The sequence below is a fragment of the Limnoraphis robusta CS-951 genome, assembly GCF_000972705.2.
This window is the reverse complement of sequence record NZ_LATL02000227.1, coordinates 1-13,547: the sequence shown is the minus strand read 5'-3', so window position 1 is coordinate 13,547 and position 13,547 is coordinate 1. Positions and strand designations below refer to the sequence as shown.

The following is a 13,547-nucleotide window of genomic DNA, read 5'->3' as shown; positions in this document are numbered from 1 at the left end:
GTATCATCGCCGCCCCCGCCATCAGTCGTATCATCTCCGCCCCCGCCATCAACGGTATCATCATCACCAACAAATGGAGGAAGACTGATTAATGAGACAAACAAAACACCTGTTGATCCTCCGGGTAAAGTTGTCCCGAAGATCTCCTCAATTTCGAGATCTTCTTCAAATTCTAAGCCTTCGTTTTGGATGCGGTTTGAGAAATTGAAAGTCTGAAAAACTCTGTTACCGCCTTGGGTAAATTCTGTTTCAGTAATCTCAATCAGAATGGGTGTACTTGTAATCGGATTAAGAACAAAACTGCCATCGGCATCGACTAAATTCGCAGCAACGCTAATAAAACCTACCCCTACACTGGTCATAATTTAACCTCCTATAAATTGACCTAATTTGTCCAATATTTTCTGAAAATTAATCTCGCTAACTTTTGGCTGTTAAACTCTAAAAAGATTCTATTTTGTGCTATTTCTGGGCAATTTTATCAAGACCTTAAACACCCTCAGCTTTCAATTTAGATGTCATGTGTTATTAGGTTTTGTAAAATGTAAATCAGTCAGAGAGATCGGTCTAATCATTTGAGAGTTGAACCCCATTCAACGTTTAGAGTTTACAAATTTATCAGGGAAATTGACAACTTTGGGATAGTCTAGATAGATTTATAGATTGAAAAAATATATCTCTAAAGCCTTTAGAAAATACCGAAACAATTAGCGGTTGATTGAGACCATTGAACCCTTTAATGTTAATCATTATGTTTGTATCTGTCAGTCTGATTGAACAAAAAGTTGGCGCTTCGGGAGGATAAACGAGTCCAAACTAACAACAGGAGAGTAAACCGATAGAATTTTATTGCACTTCTAGAGAAGACTCTCAGTTTTGATGATGCAGCCTAAATCAAGAATTAATTCTTCATCGACAATCCTCAATTCTTACATGGTCTCCAGTATTCCCCATTCAGTCTATGAAAGCATCAACTAGATTGATGTTACACAAGCATGAATCAGAGGTAAAAGGGGGCCGAGTTGTTCTTGACCATTAACGGCAAGTTCACTATGACACAAGTACAAGCGATCGCTAACTCGACTCAATAAATCTAGCAGAATCCGACGCAATCGAAGATCATCTGCTTTCATCTGATCTTCGGCTGTCCAAGGGTTTCCAAGCCATTCTCGCAAAAATAAAGGGGAACCCCAAAGGCTACTCGCTCCCCCACTTAGCCACAACGGCGACGCCACATCCAGCCAAAAATGACAACGATGGGACTGACGGTTGGCGCGATATTGGAAAATCGTCGCCAGAGTAACAGCCCGCTTAGAAATCACCGACTTCACCGGGTAGGGGTTCGCACTGACAACCCCCCGTCGCAACAGTTGAATAAACGAACCCACTGCTTCGCTATTCGCCTCTGATGTAAGGCTTTGATGGAGTCGTCTGTCCACTTCCCAGTAGTGCATCGCCGTTTCCATCAACTCTCGCAAAACCGCTAATTGATCCGAAGGTAGGGACTGGGTAGAGAGAAAAAATCGTTGAATAGCGCGATCAATCAGCGAAACGGGATTTAGAATGAGGCGTTGTTGGTATTGTTGACGTTGTTGCTCGATCCACTGCAAAATCTGATTGTAGGTTTGAGTGGCTTGATATCCCAATCGATCCCAACGGGGAAAGGCTGTCACTTCTAGCAAGGTTGGATCTTGGGGATGGGGACGGAAACAGTAATCAGCCAGTAAACCCGCTCTTACAGGGTCAATGGTAAATAAGCTTTGGGGTGTCAACTCTTCCGTCTCGTTAGAGCCACCTGTGCGCGTCTCTACACGGCTCAAAACCACTAACATTTCGGCGATCGCTTCTCGTTCTACCAAACGGCCATTACCGGGATAAATCAGGGCGATCAGGGTGAGTAGCGATCGCACCAAAGGAGAACTCAACAGGGGACGTTGTTCTTGTAGCGACTCAACGGCGATTCCCTCATGGCTCAAAATTTCTCGTAGGGTATACCGAGCGATCGCATCTAAACCTGGCCCGATAACGGCGATCTCTTGGGGTTGAACCTGTTGGGTTTTGACGACATCAATGATCACTTCGGCGGTGCGTCGCAGTAAATCAGCCCGAGACTGGGTTTGAATGGAACGAACATCCGATAAAGCGATTGAGAGTTCAGCCAGTCCGATACTACTGTCGATCACGCCGTTGATCATCGGTTCGATAAGCTGGGGGGCTAGACCTGATGGCAAGTCTAAGGCTTCGATGCGACAACGATGTTGTAACTTAGCCAAATCGTTCGGATCGGCACCCAAACCTAAGCGAATTGATCCGGTGGGGTTAAAGGTAAATGCTCCCATTTTTCCGCTTTCTAAGAGAAACTCAAACAGATGGCGCATGATGGCGGGATATTCATCGAGATCATCAGCAAAAACCATCTGATAGCGACGAATCAGGTGTTGTTGATAGGTGGGATGACTCAACAAATGCCAGTAGAGTTCTGTAACAATGCTGTAGGTGAGAAATCCCCGATCCAGACACCAATTTCGCCAACGCACCAGCAACTGACCCATACAGGAATACAGCGAATCGGATTCCTCTGACGAATCAAATCCCTGTGCTAAAATTCGAGGAATTTCTTCGACAGATTGACCGCTCATCGCCGCCAGTTGCATCAGATCGAGGGTTTGACGCACGATCCGATCGCGGCTGATTCCTGCTCGGGCGAGTTGGCCTGCTTCGAGTTCTTGACTCCAAAGAGAGGTTGCAAGTTCCTGTTCGGTTTCGGGGCGTAGTCTAACCGGAAATTGGGCTTTGAGGTTTAACGACTGCACCAGTAACGGCCAGAATAAGGTGACTTCATCCTCAAATAAACCCAACGGTGTTGTTGAGTGAAACGCATATTGTCCGGGGCGGGTTTTCCAGATGCGATCCACGAGATCTAGTCGGTTATCGCTGTTGGCGGCTAATATTAATGTGGTCGCTCTCTGAGGTTGTGTTCGTTGCGGCGACCTGGGAAATGAATTGAGGGGTAAAGATGATTTGATGGGATCACGGTTCGGGTGGTTGATACTCCAATCATAAAACTGCTCAATCAAGCGGGTGGTTTTCCCACTGCGAGTTCCTCCTGTTATCCACACAGACAAAGCAGCCACAATTCTACGAATAAATTTGTTAAGATACCCAACACATTAGCACGTTCTCCCTCGACTCAACATTCCCTACATTTATGATCAAGACCTCGACTTGGACTCAAATTAGACAAGCATTGCGTGGTGCCAATCGCTGGTTTAAAAATACACCAGACCGGGCTTTAGAACAAGCCTATGATGCCGCTTTAAGGATCAAGGCGATTGAAAATGAGCATTTTCAGGGTGGAAAAATTACGAAAGATTCGGCGGAATATAGCGATCGCGTCTGGTCTTATTTTAATTCTGAGCTAAAAAGATGTTTAACCATTATTCAAACTCGTTTGGCTGAGTTTAATACCAGTCGTTCGGTTATCGATCTGTCTGAATCTTTAGCGTTTCGGAATCTGAATGGATCAACCTCCAGGCATTTTTCGGCTGATGATGATTTGACTCAAATGAGTCATGTTTCTCAGGTTTGTCAAAAATTAGATTGTATTGATACGGTTATGAGTCGGTATTTTCCCCAGAAGCCGAAAAGTCAACCTTTCAATCAACCTGTTGAATCGATTTCTTTAGTTGCTGTTAAAAACAACTCTAAGTCTGAATCTACCGTTCCTTCAGATGAAGAAAATGCTCCTATTCTCAATCGGGATTCCGATTCAAGGAACTTTTCAAATTCCTACAATTCTGAGAAAAAGTCTTTACCTGAAGAACTCAAAACAGGTTCAGAAATGAGTTTTTTACCTCGCTCTCTCCTGCGAACGATTGGCCGAATTCAGCGCGAGTTAAATCCAGAATCTGAAGAAGAAGTTATTAAAAATTATCGCAAATCTAAAGTTAAAACCATTATTTCAGTTAGATTTATTTTACTGCTCATTTTAGTTCCCCTTTTGACTCAACAACTGGCGAAGAATTTTGTAGTTGGGCCGATTGTAGATGCTCTTATTCCTCCCGAAGAAAATACACAAATTTTTTTGAATATGGATTTTGAAGAAGAAGCTTTTATGGAGTTACATCGTTATAAAGAACGGCTAGAATTTGATCATTTGATTGGTTTAACGCCCCTGCTTGAACCTGAACAAATCGAAGAAAAGGTTCAAGCAAAAGCCCTAGAAATTGCTGAGGAGTATCGCTCCCTCGGAACAGGTGCTATTAAAAATATATTCGCAGATTTATTATCGATTATAACCTTTGGAATTATTATTTATACCAACAAAAGAGATGTAGAAATTCTCAAATCATTTTTAGGCGATCTCATCTATGGTTTAAGTGATAGTGCGAAAGCTTTTATTATTATCTTGTTAACTGATATGTTCGTTGGATTTCACTCTCCTCATGGATGGGAAGTCATTCTCGAAAGCATCTCTCGACATTTTGGACTCCCGGAAAATCGAGATTTTAACTTTCTGTTTATTGCAACCTTTCCTGTGATTCTTGATGCCGTTTTTAAATATTGGATTTTCCGTTATCTGAACCGCAGTTCACCTTCAGCCGTTTCAACGTACAAAACGATGAATGAATAGTATAGCACTACGCCGACACGGTTAGGACATTAGTAAAAGCGAAAAGTTGGCGGTGTCGGTTTCCGTCCCGCCAAACTTTTTAAGAAGCTGAAAATCTTTTCTAGTCTGACTTTTGCCTTTTGCCTTTTGCCACATGAGCTGCGCGTAGCGCTATAACTTTTTTCGGGTTATCGCTAACGGTATTAATATAATTAATACCACGAAGACACAAAGACACAAAGATTGTGGGAAACAGAAGTTTGTTCCTCTTTGTGTCTCGGTGTCTCGCGTGGTTTTTCTTCGTTATATAGCAGGTCGCACTGGTATATTTACAAATGCCCCGAACGAAGAATAGCCAAAAGCCTGACTATATGGGTATTTTCTTGCCTCTTGCCTCTTGCCTCTTGCCTCTTGCCTAGCGCGAAGCGTTATAGAATCAGCCTTAGTTCTGCGTGTTGTCGTTATCTTCCTCGGGTTGAGCCGGAGCAACAACCGCCTGATTATCAACAGACTCAACCCCTTTAATTTCTAATGCTAAAGGTTCAACTCGATCAAGTTGTTCTTGAGTGGGAACGGTTCCTGATACTTTAATGGTTGCATTTTCGGCTTCAACGACTAACTGACTCGCCGGTAAATTGGCTTCTAATTTACTGCGAACTTCGCTAGCAATATCATCACTATCTCGGTTTTCAGCAGCCCCGTCATTAAAGGCATTATTACGCTCTTCTCTGGCTCGAATATCAGAATTGAGCTGTTCTCTACGAACTTCACTTTGAGCGTCTTCTTGAGCGTCTTGTACCTGTTCTGCGGTGGGAACTTCGGGAGGCTGTTCAACGGTATTCGGTGCATCTGCACTGGTTTTCGCATTATCACCACAACCAACCGCGCCTAAGAGCAGAATACTACCTAACAAAAAAGAAGTTAATTTTTTCATGGTCTTTTTTAAATTGATATGAGAAATAAAGGTGAAAAAACTGAAAATATCTCGGGGAGTTAAAAGCAGCAATCTTGCCTTTATGTTGCGGTTTTCCGAAGGATTATTGCTCCCTGTTATCGTCTAAAATGTGCGATCGCGATTGTCAACAATCTTGACTTTGGGATCGCGATTAATCACCTCAGCCCGTTCAGGCTCAATATTTTTTAAGGGTCGATTCACGGCTGTCGAATCATAGATTTCAAACTGTTGAATTCCTTGAGTCTGGAGAATCGGTTGAACTCGACGAATGTCATTCTCAGTACCGTTGACAATCACTAAATAGTGACCTTGGCTAACGTGATCATGATAACGCTTGGCTCGATCCTCAAAAACCCCTAAACTGGCATAATTATCCACCCGCTCCATGCGGTTAACTCCCGGAAGCCGCTCCATCGGGCTGGAGTCGTGAGCAACGACGGAAACCTGATTCATCGGGAAATCTGCATTTTTGAGTTCGGTTAAGGCGTATTCAACCTCGCGACGGTTGGAAAAGTGACCAATTCCATGCTTGTGATGGGCGAATACTAAATCGTTTCGGTTGACTGTCGGAGCAACAGGAATGTATTTCTGCTCGCCTTCTGCGCGTTTAAACATCACCCATTCTTGAATTCCTCGACGGTTTAGTAAGGTTTCTGCACTGTGGAGTTCTTCGGGAGTTCCTTCAACGATTACCAGATGTTCGCCTCGCTCAAAGCGATCTTGGAAGAAACGGTTGCGATCGCCCAGAAATCCAAAAAATCCGTTATCAAAGCGATTATGAACGGTAAAATTATGACGGTTGGGGTGATGGTCGTAGTCCCGCGCGACTACATAGACTTGGTTGGGGGGAAAACCCATCTTGATCAGTTCATCGAGGGCTGTCTCTGCATCACGCCGATGGGGAAACACACCAATTGCACGCTGATAATACAGATTATCATCGGTTCTCGGACGAGTTTCAGAGGCAGGAATGTCAAACACACCCCAATTTTCAATCCCGCGACGGTGTAACAAGGTTTCGGCGCGATGAATTTCATCCTCAGTCCCGTCAATGATCACGAGGTAATTTCCCAGAGAGACTCGTTCGTTATAGGTTTTGGCTTCTTCTTCGGGGACTCCTAAACCAATCAGTGCGCCAATTAATCCGCCTGTAGCCGCTCCGATGGCTGTTCCGGCGAGGGTTGTTGCAATGGCGGTGGCAATTTCACCCGCTAGCATAATTGGCCCGATTCCTGGGATGGCTAATGCCCCTAGACCGACTAATAAACCGGTTAGACCGCCTAACGCCCCGCCGGTTAGCGCCCCGGTTGTCGCGCCGTCGTCGGCTTTGTTGCCAACATGATCACGAACTTCTGTTTCTCCAATTTTGTCGGGTCTATCGGAGTCTCGCGCAATTACGGAGACTTGATTCATTGGAAAGTTATTTTCTCTTAATTCGGTCAGGGCGCTTTCTGTTTCTCTGCGACCCGGAAAAATACCGACTGCTCTTTTATTTCTTTGTCTTAAAGCCATTTGCTTACTTTCCTCCCTCATCGGAATTTTCGGAATTGATTTCAACGCCTTTTTAGGAGTTGTTATTCCTAATTTATTGGAAGAAAACTTTATTTACATCTATCTAAATAGACAAAAATATTTCCCATTGTGTATATCTTTTGATAGACTATGAGAAATTTAATTGAAATTTTATTTTGTTCATCAAATGATCACTTCTTATTTTTGATCAACTTTAAAAACTTTAACTTAGGGTGATTTTTGGCTTTCCCAATCCCTTTTGACCTCAACTTGACGGGCATAACGAGGACGACAAGGGGTTCCCATACAGACTTGACCAGGGGGCATATCGCTAAAAACACTACTACGAGCGGCTATAACAGCGTTTGAACCAATCACGACGCTGGGGCCAACAAAACAGTCCGCCGCCACCCAAGCCCCATCTTCTACGGTAATGGGAGCGGTTTTCAGCCCAAAAGCTGGGTCTGTAATCTCGTGACTTCCGGTACAAAGATAACTTTTTTGGGAAATTACGCAGTGTTGACCAATATTAATCTCATCTAAACTATAAAGTACAACATCATCCCCAATCCAGCTATAATTGCCTATTGTTACTTTCCAGGGATAGGTAATACGAGCGGTCGGACGGATCAGAACCCCTTCCCCTATTTTAGCACCAAATTGTCTCAATATCCAACAGCGAATTCCACTCAAAGAATGCAAGGTTAGGGGAAAAGTAACCGCTTGAACAAACCACCAAAATAAGATAAACCAACCGGGTCTTCCTCTGTCAAAATCTGATTGGTCATATTGACGTAAATCAACCCAGGATTTTGTTTGTTGAGTGTCTCTCATAAATATAGCGCTTCGCGCAGGCAAAAGGCAATCATGCAAAAGGCAAAAGGGAGGAATTTGCGAAAGTCTAATAAGGCTTTTCACCATTCTTCGTTTCTGTGCTTATGTAAATAAACCTGCCCGCACTGCTATAAATTATTCAGTGCAGAGACGTTGTTCAAAACGCCTCTACAGGTAACTATTTCTGTACAGCTTGCGGAACCGAGGGAACAGAATTTGATTGTTCAGCAGATGGTTTACTGACGTTTAAATGACCCCCAAATGTCCGCAATTCATACAATTTTACGCCGATTTGATATTCATATTGACTGAGTAAACGACCATAAATATAACCGGCTCGACCATCTAAAAAACCCAGTCTCAGGATATAAAATAAGACAAATCTAAGAAAGGGTTTAAACGGAAGTCTCACCCAAACTTTTTTCAAGAATCGCTTGCGTTGAACCGCATCTCCAAACAAATTCGCACCAATCGTATCGCTTTCATCTTGTCCGGTTAAAATGTTATAATAGACGCGAGCTTCCCAGTTAGAATAACGGTTGTGTCGAGCAATCCAGTGGAACATATCACGAAAGTCTTCATGGAGCATATCATTTTTTAGATAGCCAACTTTCTGGGAACCAGACATTACAACGTGTTCGTGAACTTCGTTATCTCCGGTATTGCGAACCCCTTCGGTTTTGAGGTTTTCATAGCGACCCTGTTTGTACTTAAATAAACGCAGGTTCCAGTCGGGATATTTGCCCCCGTGACGAATCCAAGCGCCTAAAAAGAAAACCCGCCGATTCAGATAATAACCGCAATATTCGGGATTTTGAATCACCATCGCGATTTCATCCCAAAGTTCAGAAGGAATTCGTTCGTCACAGTCTACAATTAACACCCATTCATGACGAAAGGGAAGATTTTCTAAGGACCAATTTTTCTTTTTCGGCCAATTTCCGTTAAAATAAAATTGTATGACTTTTGCACCGTGACTTTCGGAAATTTCAACAGTGCGATCTTCACTTTGAGAGTCTACCACAAAGATTTCATCAGCTCTAGCAACACTCGCCAAACAAGCAGGCAGGTTTTCCTCTTCGTTTTTGGCAGGAATGAGAACCGAAACCGGAATCTTAGATGCAGTTGAGGTCATAGCGAGAAGTTTCCAGTAGTAGTTTTGCAACAAATAATCAATGTTAGATGCGCGTCCAAAGCATCAAAAATCTTTGGCACTAGAGAATAGTAGAGGATACATCCAGAGAACATCAGATTAAATCTACCCCCCTTCACTCTAACCTTTCCCTACTTGCCTTGCCCAACAATCAACCTCAGCTATCTGCTTTATAAAACTGATATAACGCGGTACAAACCGTGTTAACGTTTACTTCCTGTCTTGCAAAGTTCCTTCTCGAGCGGTTTCCGCCGAGATCGGACTTTGCGCTGCATCACCCCGGACTGTCGGCAGTACCCGGTCAGACAGGCTTTTTACCGAGAAGCCCTCGGCATAATGTAATAAATTCAGACTCGCATTCAAATCACGGTCAATACTTACACTGCAAACCTGACAATTGAAAACCCGTTCTTTGAGTGGCATTTCTTGAATGTGACCGCAACTTGAACAGGTTTTAGTTGACGGATAAAATCTGTCAGCAAAAACTACTACTGAGCCGTACCACTCGGACTTATACTCGACTTGGCGGCGAATTTCATAAAGAGCAGAATCGGCAATAGCACCCGCTAATTTATGATTTTTTAACATCCCAGAAACATTCAAGTCTTCTAACCCGATAACTGCGTGATTTTTGCATAGCCATGAGGTCAATTTATGAATTGTATCTTTTCGGATGTTAGCCACTCTTTGATATGCTTTTGCGAGTTTCAATCTAGCTTTGTTCCTGTTATTTGAACCCTTCTGTTTTCTCGAGAGTTCGCGTTGAAGTCTGGCTAGATTTTTTTGAGCTTTTTTGTGGGCTGCTGGATTGGCAAAAACAGTACCATCTGAACAGGTCGCTAATACCTTAACCCCAACATCAACACCCAGATAAACTCTTGATTTAACAGTCTGTTCAGGCTCAAATTCGTAGGCTACAGACAGATACCAAGAATCAGCGACTCGACTAATTGTGACTCGTTTAGTCTGAATTTCGGGAAGGGGTTCGTAGGTGTTAACCCATCCAATGAAAGGAAGTTTTAACCTCCTTCCTGAAAACTTCATTACCTTACCGCAATTATCTAAAGTAAAGCTATCATTTCTGCCTTTTTTCTTGAACTTAGGATGTTGGGCAGTGCCTTGAAAAAAGCGACTAAAAGCTTCTCCCAAGTGCATGAAAGCAAATTGATAAACTCTAGAACTTAGGGTTGACTGCCAGGAATATTGAGGTTTGACGTGATTGGTGTAGAACTTTTTTAGCTTATTCGCAGAAGGTTTTAAACCCTGTTTGTAAGCTTCATTCCACATCCCTAATGCCCAATTCCAGACCCATCTAGAATATCCCGCGTGTTTAGCCATTAAGGTTTTTTGACGGTTATTAAGTTTGAGTTGGGTCTTGAAGGCTCGTTGCATAGATGTATTCTGTTATCTTACAGATAGTACCGTGTTGTACCATAAATTGTCAACTAAGTTACTGCTCTATCCAAAACGACGGGCCTGTAACGTTACTATTAGAACGGGAAGCATAACTGATCACAGGAAATATCCGTCTCTATCCCATGAATGAGTCCAGTTTTATACCTCTAGACTGATGGAATGATACCGCTTTGACTGATACCTTAGTAAATGTGAATGACAACTGTACCGGATGAGGGTTTTGCCGTTGTGACTCATTGCTTTTCACCGAAGGAGAGCGAATTGACAGGTGAAAAGACGGTACAACAAATAACCATTAGCCAATACGTTGAGAAGTTTTTATCGCTTCCTTCTCTTTATCACCCCAAGGCGAGGCTCAACCCTCGATCAGATCGGTCTGAGGTGGTGAACGTAATTAGCTATCTCCGTCTGATTGCTGAGTCTACACCCTAATTCCTGTTAGGGTGTAGGCAATCTTTCTATATTTAAGATAACAGAAAATCCAGCTTTTTGCAAGAATTGATATTGATGATTTGTTTAGGGGCAGAGGTGCAAGGTTTTGGCATAGACTTTAATCGCTTGCCATTCGTCATCTGAAAGCGGTTCAGTCTTGAACTCGATTTGAAAACAGTGACAAGCAGCTTGAATTAAAGCCTCAATAATCCTATTCTCAATTGAGGAGAGTTGAGAATCTGCTGAACTTGACCCCAAATTAAATCGTTGAACAATAGAAGGTAAACACTCAACGCCAAAAACCTGCTGATGAAGTTCAGCATCGGGTTCCAAACGCATAGAACCCTGTTGTAAAATAGCACCATTGCGTCGCAGTTGAGCGCTACCAATTAATTTATAACCATCCGATAAGATTAAATCTGCACCCGTAGCGGTGGCGAAACAATTGGGATTATGAATGTAGCCCCGTCCTGCTGAACCGTAATCAAGTTCAAAACCCAATGTTCGCCAACCTGCGATTAAAAATTGACAGAGGCTTTGATAAGCTTCTAGGCGGCGTTGAGAGAGTCCCGACGTCACAACCCCATAGGTTAAATCCCCTTGATGTAAAACAGCCCGCCCCCCCGTTGGACGGCGCACCAATTCTACAGGTTTTCCTCGCCACGTTAAATTTTGCCAGGTTGGCGGCCAATGGCGTTGATGATAACCCAGTGAAATCGCCACAGGTTCCCAGGTGTAAAACCGCAGGGTGGGCGGATGTTTCCCCTGACTGTGTTGAGTGAGTAACCAAGCATCAATCGCCATTTGAAGGTTTCCAGAAGCCTTCAACAACGGGATGAAACGCCAAACCGAACAGTTGTTGGACATAGAAACAGAATCAGGGAAACAGGGGAAATCGGATCAATCGTTAGATTTTATTGTCCGAATTCTGCTTGTAAGTGATCATCGTTATCATCGGCAATTGTAGCGACAACGGTAATAATCCGAGAAATTTCAGCCGGGGTAATTCCGGCGAGGGTTCGGTTAGAAAGAACCACAATTTGGCTATTTGTAATCGCAAAATGAGATTCATAAGTAGACAACCAATTCATCTCCAACAACGCCCGCATTAATGTTGCTTCATTTTTAGCGGGAAGCGTCAGTACAGGCGACCAAACCGTAAGGGTGTCTTCTTCTGTGTCTCCCGTTAACTGGACAAAGACTTCTGCACTCCCATACTGAAACTTCCACAGATGACCCGCGTCGCTTTGACCGACTAGAACTTTCTGGTCTTTGGCCAAACCTGCGATCACGGTTTCAATTTCTTCTGTGTAGGTAATTGTTTTGTCTTGAGTGAAATCCTCAGAGACAGATTCAAGACTCTCTGGTGTGGTGCTACTCATCCGTCATTTCCTCTGATTTTAATAGCAGGTCTGCACCCATATTATCTTGTCTGTTGCCTCCTCTGGGTAGAGAGATTCCCCCAAAATATCTTTTAGAGGAACATCTCTACAGTCAGCCGAGGTTAAGCTTCAACAGGTTTGTGAGCAATCCAGTATTTGCTGACAAAATGATTTTCAGTGGTAATCTTCTCGAAGCCTGCTTTTTCCAAACGTTCAATTAGATTATCCGTTGCGTAGTGACGGTAGTAGGGTTCATGGAACATCACGGGGAAATTTTCCATCATGGTTTTCATCTCGGGAAAATCGCTCGCTTGCATGGAGTCACAAATCACGAACACCCCGCCCGGTTGAATCACTCGGAAACATTCATCAATCACCCTTTGACGGGCTTCTGGGGGCAGTTCGTGGAACAAAAACACCGAGGTTATCCCGTGAAAGTAATTATCCAAATAGGGCAGTTCCTCGCCATTTCCCTGAACCAGTTGGGGTAATTCTCCGGGAATTTCAGATAACAGTTGGTTGGCTTTGCGTAAATAGGTGGGTGAAAGGTCTATCCCGTATAAAGAAGCTTTGGGAAGGCTAGCCCGAATAGATTTGAGCGTTCGACCTGTCCCACAAGCGACATCCAAAACCCGAATTTGTTTAGGGAGAACCGCCTTAAACGTGGTTTCTAGGCTTTGTTTGAGAGGTGCTAATACCCGACGCCGCATTGCATCAGTCGAACCACTAAACAGAATGTCTACCTGTACATCGTAAAGGTTGGCAGACATCTCGCTGAGATAACCATCGGTTTGATGATGGAAATTTTGCAGATAATATTTGGGGTAGCCTTCCGTATCGATATCCGGTGCAAATTCCTGATAGCGTTTTTGGTTAGCCCGTTGTTGAATCGTCAACAAGTCAAACCAAACGGTTGGGTAGTAGTTGACATACTCCCCATTTCTAAAGAAAGGGGATTCTCCAAGCAAGAGCGGATTTGGATTACTGGTTCATTGACAACCCTTACAGCCAACTGGTTTCCCAATCAACTCCAGAGGGGTGAGTCTCCCCAGTCGTTCATCCCATTTCAGAGATAGTTTCGGTATGCCCTACCGTACTTGAGAAAAAATGCTTTATTCTCTGTACTTGGTGCTTTAAGGTTTTATATGGCCAAAGCATTCAGAGCAAGAACCCCATACCTTAAGTTTTCAAGGTTCATTGCATCGATTAGATGCTGGGTTTTTCAACTGGTTGAATACCCTGCCAGTAGAG

General features: G+C 43.4%; 12 protein-coding genes. 2 read left to right on the top strand and 10 right to left on the bottom strand.

Features of this window, described 5'->3' with window-relative positions:
• Both WN50_RS19290 and WN50_RS19285 read right to left on the bottom strand, forming a co-directional pair.
• A partial coding sequence (locus WN50_RS19290; protein ID WP_049560352.1) for a hypothetical protein occupies window positions 1–362 on the bottom strand: 362 nt, incomplete at its 3' end.
• Between the two features lie 612 nt (window positions 363–974).
• Entirely contained in the window at window positions 975–3,134 is a 2,160-nt protein-coding gene (locus tag WN50_RS19285; RefSeq protein WP_046279372.1) for a hypothetical protein, read from the bottom strand.
• Between the two features lie 77 nt (window positions 3,135–3,211).
• On the opposite strand from WN50_RS19285, the gene WN50_RS19280 reads away from it, so the two are divergent.
• Complete coding sequence (locus WN50_RS19280; protein WP_046279374.1) at window positions 3,212–4,633, top strand: proton extrusion protein PcxA; 1,422 nt, start codon at window positions 3,212–3,214, stop codon at window positions 4,631–4,633.
• A 421-nt stretch (window positions 4,634–5,054) separates the two neighbouring features.
• Here WN50_RS19280 and WN50_RS19275 read toward each other — a convergent pair whose 3' ends face one another.
• From WN50_RS19275 to WN50_RS19255, 5 genes are all read right to left on the bottom strand, one after another.
• Window positions 5,055–5,546: a BON domain-containing protein gene (locus WN50_RS19275; RefSeq protein WP_046280757.1), complete on the bottom strand. Its 492-nt coding sequence runs from the start codon at window positions 5,544–5,546 to the stop codon at window positions 5,055–5,057.
• 123 nt (window positions 5,547–5,669) lie between these two features.
• The gene (locus WN50_RS19270; protein ID WP_046280754.1) at window positions 5,670–7,079 is read right to left on the bottom strand and encodes a DUF1269 domain-containing protein; all 1,410 of its coding nucleotides are present in this window, start codon (window positions 7,077–7,079) and stop codon (window positions 5,670–5,672) included.
• Between the two features lie 228 nt (window positions 7,080–7,307).
• Complete coding sequence (gene hpsU / locus WN50_RS19265; RefSeq protein WP_046280755.1) at window positions 7,308–7,913, bottom strand: hormogonium polysaccharide biosynthesis acetyltransferase HpsU; 606 nt, start codon at window positions 7,911–7,913, stop codon at window positions 7,308–7,310.
• A gap of 178 nt (window positions 7,914–8,091) precedes the next feature.
• On the bottom strand, window positions 8,092–9,048 hold the full coding sequence (locus tag WN50_RS19260; RefSeq protein WP_046280756.1) for a glycosyltransferase family 2 protein: 957 nt from the start codon (window positions 9,046–9,048) through the stop codon (window positions 8,092–8,094).
• 228 nt (window positions 9,049–9,276) lie between these two features.
• The gene (locus WN50_RS19255; RefSeq protein ID WP_049560375.1) at window positions 9,277–10,458 is read right to left on the bottom strand and encodes an RNA-guided endonuclease InsQ/TnpB family protein; all 1,182 of its coding nucleotides are present in this window, start codon (window positions 10,456–10,458) and stop codon (window positions 9,277–9,279) included.
• A 219-nt stretch (window positions 10,459–10,677) separates the two neighbouring features.
• Between WN50_RS19255 and WN50_RS34170 the strand changes: the two genes are divergently transcribed.
• Complete coding sequence (locus tag WN50_RS34170) at window positions 10,678–10,914, top strand: hypothetical protein (protein WP_152964872.1); 237 nt, start codon at window positions 10,678–10,680, stop codon at window positions 10,912–10,914.
• 84 nt (window positions 10,915–10,998) lie between these two features.
• Here WN50_RS34170 and WN50_RS19250 read toward each other — a convergent pair whose 3' ends face one another.
• From WN50_RS19250 to WN50_RS19240, 3 genes are all read right to left on the bottom strand, one after another.
• On the bottom strand, window positions 10,999–11,781 hold the full coding sequence (locus WN50_RS19250) for a lipoate--protein ligase family protein (protein ID WP_046279515.1): 783 nt from the start codon (window positions 11,779–11,781) through the stop codon (window positions 10,999–11,001).
• Window positions 11,782–11,828: 47 nt separating this feature from the next.
• Window positions 11,829–12,296: a YbjN domain-containing protein gene (locus tag WN50_RS19245; RefSeq protein ID WP_046279514.1), complete on the bottom strand. Its 468-nt coding sequence runs from the start codon at window positions 12,294–12,296 to the stop codon at window positions 11,829–11,831.
• A 122-nt stretch (window positions 12,297–12,418) separates the two neighbouring features.
• Window positions 12,419–13,264, bottom strand: a complete 846-nt coding sequence (locus tag WN50_RS19240) for a methyltransferase domain-containing protein (RefSeq protein ID WP_082172495.1) — start codon at window positions 13,262–13,264, stop codon at window positions 12,419–12,421.
• Window positions 13,265–13,547 lie beyond the last annotated feature (283 nt).